This window comes from Variovorax sp. NFACC27 (assembly GCF_048301545.1).
GTDB classification, from domain to species: domain Bacteria; phylum Pseudomonadota; class Gammaproteobacteria; order Burkholderiales; family Burkholderiaceae_C; genus Variovorax; species Variovorax gossypii.
The window spans coordinates 6,288,484-6,304,479 of record NZ_CP157613.1 but is presented as its reverse complement, the minus strand read 5'-3'; the positions used below and the strand labels follow the sequence as shown (position 1 = coordinate 6,304,479).

The window sequence follows — 15,996 nt, the reverse complement described above, 5'->3', positions numbered from 1 at the left end:
ACTGCGGTGCGAGCTTGCTTGGGGCGGCCCGGCGCGGCGCTCATTCGTCGGCTTTCTGTTCTGCGTGGACTTCCTCGAGCTGCTCCGGATGGAAGATCAGCCTGTAGGTGCGGATGGCGATGAGCAGCACGGCGCACACGTCGCCGGCCCAGGCCACGGCGTAGAAGGGCCAGGTCGGGATGTTGAGGTCGTAGGTCTGCACGTTGTCGACATACGTGCCGCGCACCTTGTCGAACAGCATGATGGTCTGCACCGCCACCACGAACAGCAGCACCAGCGTGGCGAACACGTCGATCACGCGCTTCATGCGCGGGCCCGCCGCCGTCCACACCAGGTCGACCGTGATGTGGCCGCCGCGGTAGCTGGTGGCCGCGATGCCCCAGAAGATCAGGATGCCCAGCAGCATGCGGCCGAAGTCGTAGGCGTCGGGAATCGAGGTGTCGAAGAACTTGCGCAGCACCACGGCCACGAAGATGTTGAGCGCGACGATCCCCACGAAGATGGCGGCGAGCCATTCGATCGTGTTGATCGCGCGGTCCATGTAGCTGGCGGACCGTGTAGCCATCGCTCAGAGCGCCGATTTGTACTTGGCGAGGCTGGCCTTCAGGGCGTCCATCACCGTCTTCGGGTCTTCGCCGGCCTTCTTCACGCCCTCGGCCCATTGCGCTTCGGCGGGCGCCGCTGCCTTGCGCCATGCATCCAGTTGCTCGGGCGTGAGCTTGTAGATCTCGTGACCCGAGAGCGCCGCCATCTTGGCGTGCCCCGCGAACTCGAAGTCGGCCCATGGCCCCGCCACCTTCTGCGCCCATTCGCTGGTGCAGTGGTCGTCGATCACCTTCTTCTGCGCGACGGACATCGCGTCGTACTTGCCCTTGTTCATCACCCACACGAAAGGCGTGACGTACAGCGGAACGTCCATGTGGTACTTCACGACCTTGTCGATGCCGAAGAGGCCGATCGAACCCCACGGGAAGGTGATGGCGTCGGCCACGCCGCGCTCCAGCATGTCGCGCGACTCGGGCGCCGAGGCCTGCACGTTGGTGCCGCCCAGCGAGGTGATGAGCTGGCCCACGGTGCTGGTGGCCGGGCGCACCTTCATGCCCTTGACGTCACCGGGCACGGTGATCTTCTTGCGCGAGTGGAAGGTGCCGGGGTCGTGCACGAACGCGAAGCAGTACTTCACGTCCTTCATTTCCTTGGCTGCGTAGTTGCGGTACCAGGCGTCGATGGCGGCCGAGCCCTCCTTGCCGTTGGCGAACAGGAAGGGCAGCGACGCGCCTGCCATCACCGGGAAGCGGCCCGGCTGGTAGCCGGGATTCACGTACGAGAAGTCGGCGATGCCGTCGCGCGCCATGTCGTAGTGGTCGAAGGCCTTGCCCAGCTGCTCCGACGGGAAAAGGATCGCGGTGATGGTGCCGCCCGATTCCTTCTTGATGTCGTCGGCCCACGCCTGCAGCGCGGGGTTGAGCGGATGCTGCGCGGGCACCCAGCTCGACAGCTTGAGCTGCACCGGCTTGTCCTGCGCCTGCACGGCGGGAGCGGCAAGCACGAGGGCTGCGGTGGCCGTTGCGAGGGCCGAGGCCAGGCGACGGGACGGACGGGGTTGGCGAGTGGCTTTCATGGTCTCCTTCGTTGTGTTGTGTGTGTGTCTACGAGTGAATACGCAATCTAGGCAGCGGCATGCGCGGGGTAAATGGAGGCTTTCCCGTGCGCCGGTACGGGTGCATGCACGACGTGTTCGGTGTGCGAACGCGGTACATGCATTTCGACGTGCCTGCGGCCGAGCTCGCCGACTCGCGTGGCGCCCAGCAAGGTCATCGTGCGTTCGGTTTCCTGCGCGAGCAGTTGCATCACCGAGAGCGCGCCCCGTTCGCCGTCGCATGCGAGGCCGTAGACCGGCGTGCGGCCGACGAGCGCTGCGCTGGCTCCGAGCGCGAGTGCCTTGACGATGTCGCTGCCGCGCCGCATGCCGCTGTCCACCAGCACCGGGATGCGGCTACCCACCGCATCGAGCATGGCCGGCAGCGCGGCGATGGTGGCCGGCGCCGCATCGAGCTGGCGGCCGCCGTGGTTGGAGACCACGATGCCGTCGGCGCCGTGTCGCAGCGCACGGCGCGCGTCTTCCGCACCGAGCAGGCCTTTCACGAGCAGAGGCCCGCTCCAGAGCTTGCGCAGCCAGCCCAGGCTCTCCCAGGTGAGCGTGCGGTCCATGGCGCGCGAGAGCAGCGCGGCCTGTGTCTGAGCGGAGACCGGCGCGCCGTCGTCTTCGTCCGGCAGCAGGTTCGCGAACTGCGGCATGCCGCCGCCGGCCAGCCGCAGCAGCCATGCGGGGTGACGCGCCATGTCGAGCACCGTGCCCGGCGTGAGGCGCATGGGCACGCGAAAGCCGTGCCGCAGGTCGCGTTCGCGCAGGCCGCTGACGGGCACGTCCACGGTGAGCACCAGCGCCTCGAAACCCTCGTTGCGCGCGCGGCGCACGATGCGCTCGGCGATGGCGCGCTCGCCCATCACGTAGAGCTGCATCCACAGCGCAGCGTCGGGGGCCGCGTTGCGCACGTCCTCGATGCGCGTGTTGGAGGCGGTGGAAAGGATGAAGGGCACGCCCGCAGCCTGCGCGGCGCCGGCCAGCAGGGCGTCGGCGCGCGGCCTCACGAGGCCGGCCAGGCCGATGGGCGCGATGGCGAAAGGCGCGCGCCAGCGGCGGCCGAAGAGTTCGGTGCCGATGTCCACCTTGCTGGTGTCGCGCAGGCATTCGGGAATCAGCGGCAGCGCTTCGAGCGCGTCGCGGTTGCGCCGCAGGCAGCGCTCGTCTTCCGCGCCGCCATCGATGTAGTCGAACACCAGTCGCGGCAGCGCACGGCGCGCCTGGCGCCGGTAGTCCTCCACGTTGAGCAGCAATGCCATCGCTCAGTCCGCCACGATCCGGCGCTCGCGGATCAGCGCGCCGAAGCGCTGCGAATCGGCAGCCGCGCGCTGCTGGAATGCCGCGGGCGAGCCCGGCTGCGCCTCGCCACCGATGGACGCGATGCGTTCCTGCACGGCGGGCAGCGCGAGCGCGCGGTTGATCTGCGTGTTGAGCTGCGCCACCACTTCCGGCGGCGTGCCCACCGGGGCGTAGAAGCCGAACACGGTATCCGCGTCGAAGCCGCGCAGTCCGGCCTCGTCGAGCGTGGGCACGTCAGGGAAGAGCGGTGAGCGCTTCGGGCTCCCCACGGCCAGCAGCCGCAGCTTGCCCGCGCGCACCTGCGTCAGCGCGATGCCGGGGTCGAAGGCGTAGTCGATCTGGCCGGCGAGCAGGTCCTGCAGCGCGGGCGCGGCACCGCGGTAAGGCACGTGCAGCGCGAAGAGATTGGCCTGTGTCTTGAACATCTCGCCCGCCAGGTGCGGCGAGCTGCCGCTGCCCGGCGAGCCGTACGTCAGCTTGCCCGGGTTGGCCTTCACGTACGAGATGAACTCCTTCACGTTCGCCGGCGGCAGCGAAGGCCGCGTGACCAGGAACACCAGCACGCGCGCGGCGGCAGCCACCGGCACGAGGTCCTTCGCGGGGTCGAAGCTCATGCGCGAATAGAGGTGCGGGTTCACCGACACCATGCCGCCCGAGCTCATCAGCAGCGTGTAGCCGTCGGCCGGCGCGCGTGCCACGGCCTCGCCGCCGACGTTGCCGTTGGCGCCTGCGCGGTTCTCGATCACCACCGGCTGCTTCAGCGACTCCTGCAGCGGCTGCGAGATGGCGCGCGCGATCTGGTCGGCGGCGCCGCCCGCGGGGAAGTTGACGATCACCTTGATCGGCTTGGCCGGCCAGTTGTTCGTGTTGTTCGCATGCGCGGGGGCCACGAGGGCGGCGGCGGCGAGCCAGAGCAGGCATCGCCGCAAGGGGAGGGTGGGGTGTGTCATCGAATGTCTCCTTGTCTTTTTCTTTACTGTCGTTTCAGGCCTTGACCGAAGGCGGCCGCTTCATCCACCGGATCGGCTGTGCCTGCACCGGCCGTGGCGCCGCGCCGTGCGCAGTCAGCGCTGCATCGAGCGCCTTGCCGCCTTCGTCGGCCAGCGCCGCTTCGCGCGCCGCCGCGATGGCCGTAGCCCGCGCCGTGGCGGGCAGGGCGGTGCGGCCCGCGAGCTCGCCGGTCACGTGCAGCAGGTTGTGCTTGCCGCGTTCGTTGGTGCTGCCGTAGCCCTTGATGAGCCGTCCGCACAGCGCGACTTCATGTCCCAGCGCCCAGGTCTCGCGCGTGCCGGCCTCCACGGCGGTGAGCCAGCGTTCGATGAGCGCCTGCTCCTCGGCGAAGCGGCTGCCGCGCCGGCGCAGCCAGCGCAGAGAAGCCAGCAGCCGCAGCGAGGCCATGCCGAACACCGAATGGCTGCCCACCTTCAACGGCAAGGCCCACGGCGCGAGGCCGCGTGCCTGCCGGCCACGGTCCCATGCCGTGACGCGGCGGGCGAACGACGGCGGCAGCAGCGCCGCGAACTCGGCCGCGCCGGGTTTGAAGTGGTCGTAGACCTTCACGAGGTCTTCTTCGCCGGCGCGCACCTCGCGCCGCACGCGCTGCGCACGGCTGGCGCGGCCCTTGAGGGCGGCCACGCGCACGATGTCGTCGAAGGCCATCCACAGCGCGAGCCAGCGCGCGGCCTCGCGGGTGATGGCGAAGCCCCGCGCGCCGGCCGGATCGGCGGCGCGCTCGGCGTCGAGCACGCGGCCGAGACGTCGCGCGTAGAGCTCGCCGTAGGCGGCATCCTGGTAATCGAGCACTCGGGCGTGGCCGAGAGCGAGCATGTCGTGCACGGCCGGCGGAAAGCGGCTGGCCAGTTCGGCGGGCAGCGGCGCGGCCTGCGGCGGCGCATCGTTCCCCTCGCCGGCCATTACGCTGCTCACGAAGGCGGCCTGCGCGCGTGGAGCGTTCACCGCGTCGAAGGCCGATGCAAAGCCGCGCAGGCTGGCGGCTGCCATCTTGCTGAGCTTCTCGGGCGCGCTGGTGTCGCCGCCGCGCACCACGTGCTCGTAGGCCTCGCGCGGGAACGGAAACAGCCCGCTGCCCGCGATGGCACCCAGCATCACGGCGCTGACCACCGTGCCGCTTTCGCGCGCGATGGCGTTCATGTCGAACACATGGTGCTCGCGGCTGAATGCCTTCACCACGTCGAGCAGCCGCTGCGCGTCGGCGCGGCCGTCGCCGAGCTGCATGCGCTCGGCCGTCGTGAAGATGCGCGCCGACGAGCTGATGACCAGCGTGCGCTGCGGCGCGCTCATGCCGTTGCCGACCTGGCGCGCGGTTTCCAGCAGCTCCGAGGAGACGATGGCGTTGAGCGCGCCCGGCACCGGGCTCAGGCTGAACACCGGCCGGCGTCCGCCGAGCTGTGCGAGCGGCACCGGAAAGACTTCGATGTAGTAGGTGGTGGCGCCGGTGCGCTGCGCCACGCCGGGAATCGACGTGCTCTGCGCCGCGTAGCCGGCATGGCGCGCGGTGTCGACAAGCCATTCGGTGAGCACGCCGCCGCCTTCGCCGCCGAGGGCGCAGACGAGCAATGTGATGGGGCGGTTCTGTTCCATGGTTTCCTCGCCTCTCATGCCGGTTGCAATGCGCGAACGACCGCGCCGCGCAGTCCGTGCAGCAGCCGCTCGTGCCACTTCGGGTTCTGCACCACCTCGGCCCGGTAGAAGCTCGGGCACAGCGTGGCCGCATGTGCGTTCGCGCCGCACAGGCCGCAGCCCACGCAGCCGTCGATCACCGTGGCCACAGGGTCCACCTTCAGCGGGTCGGGGTTGTCGCGCAGCGTGAGCGTGGGGCAGCCCGACAGGCGGATGCAGGCGTGATCGCCGTTGCACACGTCCTCGTCCACGCCGTACTTCACGCGCACCACGCGCTCGCCCCTCTTCAGCAGGCCGGCGATCCACGGCTTGATGCGGCGCTGGCGTTCCAGCTGGCACTCGCCTTCGGCAATCACCACCTTCAGGCCGTTGAAGTCGCTGGTGAGCGCCTCGGTCAGCGTCTTGCGCATGCGCTCGACGTCGTAGGTGGTCACGGTGCGCATCCACTGCACGCCGAGGCCCTTGAGCGTGGCCTCGATGGTCTGGTTCTTGTCGACCAGGCTCTGCTGCTTGTCCTCGGCGCGTTCCTTGATCTCGTCGTCGGGCGTCGAGATGATGTCCTGCGTGCCGGTGGCCGAGGTGTAGCCGTTCTTGAAGATCAGCAGCACTGCGTCGTCGCCGTTGAAGAGCGCGCTCTGCACGCCGGTGAGCAGCCCGTTGTGCCAGAAGCCGCCGTCGCCCATGATCGACAGGGTGCGCCGGTTCATCATCGGCGCCACGCCCGCGCGGCTCGCGAGGCTCATGCCGTAGCCGAGGATGGAGTGGCCCATCGAGAAGGGCTCGAAGGTGCCGAAGGCGTGGCAGCCGATGTCGGCCGCCACGTGCACCGGCCCGGTCTCCTGCTGCGCCAGCTTGAGCGCCGAGAACACCGGCCGCTCGGGGCAGCCGACGCAGAAGCTCGGCGGACGGTTGGGCAGCGGCGTGCCCAGCCGGCGCGCGACGGCCTCGCGGCGCTCGCGGTTGCCCGCCAGCCAGGCCTCGGCCGATGACGATGCCTCGTCCGCCTCGATGTATTTGGCGGCGAAGGCGCCGATGCCGCCCGCCAGCACTTCCACGCCGTACTCGCCCGCCAGCGGCAGCATGTCCTTGCCGTGCAGCGGCGTCTGGATGTCGCGCCGGCGCAGCAGCGTGGCGATGTCCTGCTCGATGTACTCCGGCTGGCCTTCTTCCACCACCAGCACCGCGCGCTTGCCCACGCAGAAGTCGGCGACCTGATCGGGCACGAGCGGGTAGGTCACGTTGAGCACGAGGATCGGGATGTCCGTCTCGCCGAAGGCATCGGCCAGGCCCTGCTGCTGCAGGCTGCGGATCAACGCGTTGTAGAGCCCGCCCTGCACCACGATGCCGAGGTCGGCATGGCGCCGCCCGGGCATCAGCTCGTTGAGGCCGTGCTCGGCGATGTAGCTGCGCGCGGCCGGAATGCGCGCCTCGCCCTTGAGCTTCTCGTGCCTGAAGGTGACGGGCGGATGGGCAAGGCGCATGTAGTCGAAGCCGGCGGGTTCGTCCATCAGCGAGCGGGTGGACACGGCAGGCTGGATGTTGTCCTTGCACTCGAAGCTGCCGCGCACGTGGCAGGTGCGGATGCGCAGTTCCATCAGGCAGGGCATGTTCGAGCTTTCCGACAGGCGGAAGCCTTCCTCCACCATGCGCACCATCACGCCGAGGTCGGGGCGCGGATCGAGCAGGCACATGCTCGACTTGAGGGCGTAGGCATGCGTGCGCTCCTGGATCACGCTGGCGCCTTCGCCGTAGTCCTCGCCCACCACGATGAGCACGCCGCCGGTCACGCCGGGCGAGGACAGGTTCGACAGCGCATCGGCCGCCACGTTGGTGCCGACGATGGACTTCCAGGTCACCGCGCCGCGCAGCGGGTAGTGGATGGAGGCGCCGAGCATCGCCGCGGCCGAGGCTTCGTTGGAGCAGGCCTCGACGTGCACGCCCAGCTCGTCCATGTAGGCCTTGCCCTGGACCATCACGTCGAGCAGGTGCGACACCGGCGCGCCCTGGTAGCCGCCGACATACGCCACGCCCGACTGCAGCAGGCCCTTGGTGATCGCGAGGATGCCCTCGCCGTGAAAGGTGTCGCCTGCGCCGAGGCGCAGCATTTCCACTTCCTTGCTGAATGAAACTTCCAAGAGATTCGGCTCCGATGTTGGTGGGGTTTGCAGGATTTGGGGTGAGCAGTGCCCGCACCGCGCTTCTTCTTGCTGGTGCAGCACGTCGGGAGATGGCGTTTATCTGGGGGGCGTGGAGGAAGGCTTTGCCGTGGCGCCCGGGAAGCGCGCCACGTAGTAGGCAAGGGTGTCCAGGTCCTCCGGCGACATGCGACCCACCGCCTCGCCCATGGCCTGCGTGTAGCCCGGGCGCTTGCCCGTGCGGAAGCCCTGCAGGGTGAGCTGCAGGTAGTCCTCGTGCTGCTGTGCGATGCGCGGCACCTGCTGGCCGCCGCTCAGGTCGGCGCCGTGGCAGAGCAGGCAGCGGTTTTCCTGCGCGAGCGCCTGGCCGCGCGCCATGCGCGCCGCGTCGGGCGGTGTGGCCGGTGGTGGTGCGGGCACGGCGGGCAGGGTGGCGATGAAGTCGGAGAAGCCGCGCAGGTCTTCGTCCTTCATGGTTTTCGCAACCGCCGTCATCGCCGGGTTGTCGCGGCGGCCTTCGCGGAACAGGTAGAGCTGCGTGATCGCGTAGAACGAATGCTGCCCGGCGAGCACCGGTGTTCCGGCCATGTCGCTGCGGCCGTTGGCGCCATGGCACGAGGCGCAGAGTTCGGCGTAGCGCTGGGCGTAGGGGCTGACTTTCGTGCCCGGCGCGCCTTGTGCGCCCTTCGTGCCTTGCGCACCAGCCGGCGATGCTGCTGCCATCACGATCATTGCCGCCATCGCGTATCGGAAGAGAAGGCTCGCAGGTGTCATCGGCCGCCGTAGCTGATGCGGTAGATGGCGCCGGCGTGGTCGTCGCTCACGAGCATCGAGCCATCCTTCAGCACCAGGAAGTCCACCGGACGGCCGAGGTAGTTGTTGTTCTCGACGAAGCCGGTCATGAAGGGCTCGACCTTCGCGCCGCCCTTGCCGTCGGGCCAGGCGACAGCGACATCGGCGTACTTGACGGTGCGGTTCCACGGGCCGTGGCGCGCGATGAACATGGCGCCGCGGTACTTGGCCGGGAACATCTTCCCGTTGTAGAAGGCGAGGCCCAGCGCCGCGGCGTGCGGGCCGAGCAGGGCGGCGGGCTTCTGGTAGTCGTTGCAGCTCTTGCCCCAGCCGAACTCGGAATCGAGGATGTTGCCCTGGTGGCAGTACGGATAGCCGAAGTGCTGGTCGGCCTTGGTGACCACGTTCAGCTCGTCGTTGGGCAGGTCTTCGCTGAGCCAGTCGCGGCCGTTGTCGGTGAACCAGAGGTTGCCGGTCTTCGGGTCGAAGTCGAAGCCCACCGTGTTGCGCACGCCGCGCGCCACGGTCTCGATGCCGCTGCCGTCGGGGTTCATGCGGAAGATGCGCGCGTGCGCGTCGTCGGGCTCGCACAGGTTGCAGGGCGCGCCGACGGCGTAGTAGAGCTTGCCGCCGTGCATGCGCAGGTAACGCCAGCTGTGGTCCTGTCCACCGGGCAGCTTGTCGTTGAGCACCACGGGCGCGCCGGGGTTGTCGAGCTTGTCCTCGATGCCGTCGTAGCGAACGATCTGCTTGTGCGTTGCGAGGTAGAGCGAGCCCTTGTCGAACTCGATGCCGGTGGCGAACTCGGTCTTGTCGATGATGGTCTTCGGCTTGCGGTCGCCCTTCTCGGCGATGGCGTAGACCTTGTTGCCCACGAAGAGCGTGCTCACGAACACCGTGCCCTTGGCGCCCTGGCGCAGTTCGCGCGCATCGAGCACGCCCGAGGCCCAGGTCTCGACCTTGAAGCCCGGCGGGAGCTTGAACTTGGAAGTGGGCAACTGGTCGGGCGCGGTCGGAATCGGGAAGGCGGGCACGGGCGCCATGCGCGTGGCGGCCTCGCTCTTCGGCCGGCCCTTGGCCCAGCCCGGCTCCTCGGCGGGCGGCTGCTGGGCCCATGCGGTGACTGCGGCACAGAGGAGGGCGGCGAACGCCGCATGCGCGCGGAACGCGCGGGGTGCACGAATCGGGGCCATGTCTCGTCTCCTTCTTGTCGTGGGGTGCCGGCCGTTCGCCAGCCTGGAAAAGGACGAGGGCGAACCGGACAACGCCCGCCAGTGTGCGTGGCGGGGGCCCCGCGCTCAATAAAATGATCGAGCTAAGCAATATGAATGGCATGCATATGGAAGCGCTTGACCTCAATCTGCTGCGTCTCTTCGACGCGGTCTACCGCGAGCGCAACGTGAGCCGCGCGGCCGAATCGCTGGGCCTCACCCAACCGGCCGCCAGCCACGGCCTGGGCCGGCTGCGGCTGCTGCTGGCGGACGCGCTCTTCACGCGCGCCCCCGGCGGCGTGGCCCCCACGCCGCGCGCCGACCGCCTGGCGGTGGCGGTGCAGGCCGCGCTAGCCACGCTGGAAGAGGCGCTGCACGAGCCCGACCGCTTCGAGCCCCAGGTGTCGCGCAAGACCTTCCGCATCCACATGAGCGACATCGGCGAAGGGCGCTTCCTGCCGGCGCTGATGGCGCGGCTGCGCGAGCTGTCGCCGGGCGTGCGGGTCGAGACCATGCCCCTGGCGGTGGGCGACATCGCCACCGCGCTCGACAGCGGCAAGGTCGACTTCGCCTTCGGCTTCCTGCCCCGCGTGAAGGACACCCAGCGCGCCCAGCTGCTGCGCGACCGCTACATCGTGCTGCTGCGCCGCGACCATCCCTTCGTGAAGCGCCGGCGCAGCGGCCAGGCCCTGCTCGAGGCGCTGCAGGAGCTCGACTACGTGGCGGTGCGCACGCACGCCGACACCCTGCGCATCCTGCAGCTGCTGAACCTCGAGGACCGGGTGCGCCTGACGACCGAGCACTTCATGGTGCTGCCGGCCATCGTGCGCGCCACCGACCTGGCGGTGGTGATGCCGCGCAACATCGCGCGCGGCTTCGCGGAAGAGGGCGGCTACGCCATCGTCGAGCCATCGTTTCCGCTGCGCGACTTCACCGTGTCGCTGCACTGGAGCAAGCGCTTCGAGGCCGATCCGGGCAACCGGTGGCTGCGGCAAGTCATCACCGAGCTGTTCTCGGAGAAACCATGATGTGAAGCGGGGCGGGGTTATTCTCGGTAGCGCCTGCCGCTGTTCCGATTGCCTCGAATGCTTCCCGTCCCGTCTCCCGTTCCCCCCGAAACTCCCTCCCGCCTCGTGTTTCCCGACGCGCCCTGACAAGGGGCCGCCGGTGCAAGCGATCCTTTCCCAGGCCGGCCCCGTGCTGGTCTTCATGGCCTGCGTGGCGCTGGCCACCTACGCGCAGAACCTCACGGGCTTTGCATTCAGTCTGATCCTGCTTGGCCTTGTGTCGGTGCTCCACGTCGCGAGCGTGGGCGACACGGCCAACGCCGCCACGGTGCTGAGCCTCATCAACGCATGGACCTACTTCCGCGCCCGGCCCGGCGTCGTGCCCTGGCAGCTGATGAAGCCGGCGCTCAACGGCAGCACGGTGGGCGTGATCGTGGGCCTCATGCTGCTCACCTGGCTCAGCGGCGGCGCGGTCGACTGGCTGCGCGGCCTGCTGGGCGTGTCGATCCTGGGCTGTGCCGTGCTGCTGGTGATGCAGGGCAAGCCGCTGCCGGTGGTGTCGGGCCGCGCCAGCTTCGCCCTCATCGGCGGGCTGTCGGGCGTGCTGGGCGGGCTGTTCTCCAGCTCGGGGCCGCCCATCGTCTTCCACATGTACCGCCAGCCGCTGGACCGCGAGCTGGTGCGCCGCGCGCTGCTGCTGATGTTCGCCTTCAACTCGCTCGTGCGGCTGGTGATCGTGGTGCCCACAGGCCACTTCTCGATGCGCTCGGCGCTGCTGGCCGGATGCGCGATGCCGGTCGTCTACGGCGTGACGCGGCTGCATCACCGCCTGCCCAACAAGCTGAAGCCGCGCACGCTGAAATGGCTGGTCGGCGGCCTGCTGGCGGCGGCGGGTTCGACGCTGATCGCCACGGCCTGGGTGGCCATCGCGAGCGGCTGACGGCTGCCCCCGGGGCCGCCCGGAAAATCGCCGCGTGGCCCGGGAATTGCAACCTCCACGCAAGGGTTTCCCCGTACGTGGCATACCGGCCCCCACATACGCGTTATGGGCACCTGCGTATGCAAGAGGCCGGACAAGCCGCTAACGTCCATGACTGACCCATGACGGGTCCCCCACGAGCCCAAGAAGCATGAGCACCGACAGCAGCAGCAAGATTCAACCGATCCGCTTTTTCCATCGCGGAAAGATCGTCGACGTCACCGGCGTCCACCCGACCCGTTCCGTGCTCGACTGGCTGCGCGAGGACGCGCGCTGCACCGGCACCAAGGAAGGCTGCAATGAAGGCGATTGCGGCGCCTGCACCGTCGTCATCGGCGAACTGGCCGCCGACCCCCATGCTCCCGGCACCGTCGACGGGCTGAGCCTGCAGACCGTCAACGCCTGCATCCAGTTTCTTCCCACGCTGCACGGCAAGGCGCTGTTCACGGTCGAGGACCTGAAGGGCCAGTGCAAGGTCGAGAAGGCCACCGAGAAGACCACCGAGAAGAAGGCGCACCCGGTTCACACGCTGCATCCGGTGCAGCAGGCCATGGTCGACTGCCACGGCTCCCAGTGCGGCTTCTGCACGCCCGGCTTCGTGATGTCGCTGTGGGCCACCTACGAGCACCATCAGGCCGAGGGCACGCAGCCCACCCGCCAGCAGCTGGCCGACGACCTCTCCGGCAACCTGTGCCGCTGCACCGGCTACCGCCCGATCCTCGATGCCGGCCAGCGCATGTTCGACCTGCCTTCGGTGCGCCTCGACACGAAGCCCGTGGTCGACGCGCTCACTGCCCTGAAGAACGACGGCCTCGACTACGCCGCCGCGCTGGGCGCCCGCATCGACCATTTCCATGCCCCGAAGACGCTGGCCCAGCTCGCCGCGCTGCGCGAGCAGAAGCCGCGGGCGCAGCTGCTGGCCGGCTCCACCGACGTGGGCCTGTGGGTCAACAAGCAGTTCCGCGACCTGGGCGACATCATCTACGTGGGCGACGTGGCCGAAATGAAGACCATCGAGGACCGCAAGGACAACGCAGGCGAGCTCTACATCGGCGCCGGCGCCTCGCTCGAATCCGCCTTCGCCGCGCTGGTCGAGCGCGTGCCCAGCCTGGCCGAGGTGTGGCTGCGCTTCGCCTCGCCGCCGATCCGCCATGCCGGCACCATGGGCGGCAACGTGGCCAACGGCTCGCCCATCGGCGATTCGCCGCCGGTGCTGATGTCGCTGGACGCGCAGATCGAGCTGCGCCGCGGCGAGGTCGTGCGCCGCATGCCGCTGCCCGAGTTCTACCTGGACTACATGAAGAACCAGCTGCAGCCGGGCGAGTTCGTCCAGGGCCTGGCCATTCCGCACGCCGCGATGAAGCGCCAGGTGCGCGCCTACAAGATCAGCAAGCGATTCGACTGCGACATCTCGGCGCTGTGCGCGGGATTCGCCATCGAGCTCGAGGCCGGCAGCGACACGGTGAAGGCCGTGCGACTGGCCTTCGGCGGCATGGCCGCGACGGTCAAGCGCGCCGCGAACGCCGAGGCCGCGCTGGTCGGCAAGCCGTGGACGCAGGCCAGCGTAGCCACCGCCAAGATCGCGCTGGCGCAGGACTTCAAGCCGCTGTCCGACATGCGCGCATCGGCCGACTACCGGCTGCTGGTGGCGCAGAACCTGATCCAGCGCCTGTGGCTCGAAACGCGGGCGGAGGAGGCGCTGTCCATCGAGGAAACCAGCGTCTGGAGCGTGATGCCCCATGCCGTCAATGCGACTGCGGAAGGAGTCTGACCATGAACAAACCCATCGACGCCCGTCTCCTGCAGCCCGCCGAGGCCTTTGCCGACTACCTGACCAACACCGCCGCGCGCATCGACGTGGGCGCCGAAGCGCTGGCGCACGAGCGCGGCATGCGCGTGGGCATCAGCCGCCCGCACGAGTCGGCGCACCTGCACGTGGCCGGCGAGGCCACTTACATCGACGACATTCCCGAACTCACGGGCACGCTGCATTGCGCGCTGGGGCTGTCGCCGGCCGCCAACGGGCGCGTCACGGCGATCTCGCTGGACGCCATCCGCGCGATGCCGGGCGTGGTCGCGGTCATCACCGCCGACGACATTCCGGGCACCAACGACTGCGGTTCGATCATCCACGACGACCCGATCCTGCTGCCGGTGAACGACGGCGGCGAGATCCGCTACCTCGGCCAGCCGGTGTTCGCCGTGATCGCCGAGACACGCGACGCCGCCCGCCGCGCCGCCGCGAAGGCCAAGGACGCGCTGACCATCGAGGCGCAGCCGCCCGTGCTCACGCCGCAGGCCGCGCACGAGCGCGGACAGTACGTGGTGCCGCCGATGCACATCGTGCGCAGCGGCGGTGCCGCCAACGAGGGCGACGAGGCGGCGGTGCGCGCGGCCATCGCCAAGGCGCCGCGCCGCATCAAGTCCACGCTCGACGTGGGCGGGCAGGAGCAGTTCTACCTCGAAGGCCAGATCAGCTACGCCATTCCGAAGGAAGGCGGCGCGCTGCACATCCACTGCTCCACGCAGCACCCGAGCGAGATGCAGCACCTGGTGGCGCATGCGCTGCACCTGCAGTCGAACGAGGTGCATGTCGAATGCCGGCGCATGGGCGGCGGCTTCGGCGGCAAGGAGTCGCAGTCGGCGCTGTTCGCCTGCGTGGCGGCCGTCGCCGCGCGTCAGCTGCAGCGCCCGGTGAAGCTGCGGCTGGACCGCGACGACGACTTCATGGTCACGGGCCGGCGCCACTGCTTCTGGTACGAGTACGAAGTCGGTTTCGACGACGAAGGCCGCATCCTCGGCGCGGAGATCACGATGGTCTCGCGCGCCGGCCACTCGGCGGACCTCTCGGGCCCGGTGATGACGCGCGCGCTGTGCCACTTCGACAACGCCTACTGGCTGCCCAACGTGGCCATGCACGGCTTCTCGGGCAAGACCAACACGCAGAGCAACACGGCCTTCCGCGGCTTCGGCGGCCCGCAGGGCGCGATCGCCATCGAAAACATCATGGACTCGGTGGCCCGCGAACTGAAGTGCGACCCTGTCGACGTGCGGCGCGTCAACTTCTACGGCAAGACGGAGAACAACGTCACGCCGTACCGCCAGACCGTGACCGACAACATCGTCCACGAACTCGTGGCCGAGCTGGAGCAAAGCAGCGACTACCGTGCGCGGCGCGAGGACATCGCCGCCTTCAACAAGAAGAGCACGGTGCTCAAGCGCGGCCTGGCGCTGGCGCCGCTGAAGTTCGGCATCTCTTTCAACGTGAAGCACTTCAACCAGGCCGGCGCGCTGGTGCACGTGTACACCGACGGCTCGATCCTCGTGAACCACGGCGGCACCGAGATGGGGCAGGGCCTGAACACCAAGGTGGCACAGGTGGTGGCACACGAACTGGGCGTGAGCTTCGAGCGCGTGCGCGTCACGGCGACCGACACCACCAAGGTGGCGAACACCTCGGCCACGGCCGCATCGACCGGCGCCGACCTGAACGGCAAGGCCGCGCAGGACGCGGCCCGCCAGATCCGCGAGCGCCTGGCCGATTGCGCGGCCGAGCGCCACGGCGGCAAGGCGAGCGAAGTGCGCTTCGCCAACGACAAGGTCGAGGTCAACGGCCGCTCGCTGGCCTTCAGCACCGTGGTGGGCGAGGCGTACCTCGACCGCAAGCAGCTGTGGTCCGACGGCTTCTACGCCACGCCCGGCCTGAGCTGGGACAAGGACAAGATGCAGGGCCGCCCGTTCTACTACTACGCCTACGGCGCGGCGGTGAGCGAGGTGATCGTGGACACGCTCACCGGCGAATGGAAGCTGCTGCGCGCCGACATCCTGCACGACGCGGGCAAGTCGCTGAACCCGGCGGTGGACATCGGCCAGGTCGAGGGCGCCTTCATCCAGGGCATGGGCTGGCTCACCACCGAGGAGCTGGTGTGGCATCCGCAAAGCGGCAAGCTCACCACGCACGCGCCCAGCACCTACAAGATCCCGACGGCCAACGACTGTCCGCCGGTGTTCAACGTGCGCCTGTTCGAGGGCCAGAACTTCGAGGATTCCATTCACCGCAGCAAGGCGGTGGGCGAGCCGCCGCTCTTGCTGCCGTTCTCGGTGTTCTTCGCGATCCGCGATGCGGTGTCGGCCGCGGGCGACCACAAGGTCGATCCGCCGCTGAAGGCACCGGCCACGAGCGAGTCGATTCTTCGCGCCATCACGGTGGTGCAGGCGGCATCGGCCGAATGACCGCGGGCCGTGCTCGCACGGTCCGAGCTTCACTCCCCTACCGAGTCTCGCCAAA

General features: G+C 69.1%; 12 protein-coding genes. 4 read left to right on the top strand and 8 right to left on the bottom strand.

Annotated elements, in window-relative coordinates; all coding sequences use genetic code 11:
- Positions 1-40 precede the first annotated feature (40 nt).
- The 8 genes from ABL840_RS29470 to ABL840_RS29435 form a co-directional block, all read right to left on the bottom strand.
- Positions 41-565: a TRAP transporter small permease gene (locus ABL840_RS29470; RefSeq protein ID WP_418116051.1), complete on the bottom strand. Its 525-nt coding sequence runs from the start codon at positions 563-565 to the stop codon at positions 41-43.
- A gap of 3 nt (positions 566-568) precedes the next feature.
- The gene (locus ABL840_RS29465; RefSeq protein WP_418116050.1) at positions 569-1,621 is read right to left on the bottom strand and encodes a TRAP transporter substrate-binding protein; all 1,053 of its coding nucleotides are present in this window, start codon (positions 1,619-1,621) and stop codon (positions 569-571) included.
- A gap of 47 nt (positions 1,622-1,668) precedes the next feature.
- Positions 1,669-2,904, bottom strand: a complete 1,236-nt coding sequence (locus tag ABL840_RS29460) for an alpha-hydroxy acid oxidase (RefSeq protein WP_093305530.1) — start codon at positions 2,902-2,904, stop codon at positions 1,669-1,671.
- A 3-nt stretch (positions 2,905-2,907) separates the two neighbouring features.
- Positions 2,908-3,894, bottom strand: coding sequence for a Bug family tripartite tricarboxylate transporter substrate binding protein (locus tag ABL840_RS29455; protein WP_093305529.1), 987 nt, complete (start codon positions 3,892-3,894; stop codon positions 2,908-2,910).
- A gap of 34 nt (positions 3,895-3,928) precedes the next feature.
- A complete protein-coding gene (locus ABL840_RS29450; RefSeq protein ID WP_093305528.1) occupies positions 3,929-5,545 on the bottom strand; it encodes an indolepyruvate oxidoreductase subunit beta family protein in 1,617 nt (538 codons plus the stop codon).
- A gap of 14 nt (positions 5,546-5,559) precedes the next feature.
- Positions 5,560-7,719: an indolepyruvate ferredoxin oxidoreductase subunit alpha gene (locus tag ABL840_RS29445; RefSeq protein ID WP_093305526.1), complete on the bottom strand. Its 2,160-nt coding sequence runs from the start codon at positions 7,717-7,719 to the stop codon at positions 5,560-5,562.
- 99 nt (positions 7,720-7,818) lie between these two features.
- A complete protein-coding gene (locus ABL840_RS29440) occupies positions 7,819-8,460 on the bottom strand; it encodes a c-type cytochrome (protein ID WP_177213640.1) in 642 nt (213 codons plus the stop codon).
- Between the two features lie 29 nt (positions 8,461-8,489).
- Complete coding sequence (locus tag ABL840_RS29435) at positions 8,490-9,704, bottom strand: PQQ-dependent sugar dehydrogenase (RefSeq protein WP_418116049.1); 1,215 nt, start codon at positions 9,702-9,704, stop codon at positions 8,490-8,492.
- Positions 9,705-9,844: 140 nt separating this feature from the next.
- Between ABL840_RS29435 and ABL840_RS29430 the strand changes: the two genes are divergently transcribed.
- The 4 genes from ABL840_RS29430 to xdhB all read left to right on the top strand — a co-directional run bounded on the left by ABL840_RS29430 (position 9,845) and on the right by xdhB (position 15,941).
- Positions 9,845-10,750 (top strand): LysR family transcriptional regulator, encoded by a 906-nt coding sequence (locus tag ABL840_RS29430; RefSeq protein ID WP_256228512.1) that lies wholly within the window; start codon positions 9,845-9,847, stop codon positions 10,748-10,750.
- Positions 10,751-10,889: 139 nt separating this feature from the next.
- Entirely contained in the window at positions 10,890-11,669 is a 780-nt protein-coding gene (locus ABL840_RS29425; RefSeq protein ID WP_093305525.1) for a sulfite exporter TauE/SafE family protein, read from the top strand.
- A gap of 190 nt (positions 11,670-11,859) precedes the next feature.
- The gene (gene xdhA, locus ABL840_RS29420; protein WP_093305523.1) at positions 11,860-13,479 is read left to right on the top strand and encodes a xanthine dehydrogenase small subunit; all 1,620 of its coding nucleotides are present in this window, start codon (positions 11,860-11,862) and stop codon (positions 13,477-13,479) included.
- 2 nt (positions 13,480-13,481) lie between these two features.
- A complete protein-coding gene (xdhB, locus tag ABL840_RS29415) occupies positions 13,482-15,941 on the top strand; it encodes a xanthine dehydrogenase molybdopterin binding subunit (protein ID WP_093305521.1) in 2,460 nt (819 codons plus the stop codon).
- Positions 15,942-15,996 lie beyond the last annotated feature (55 nt).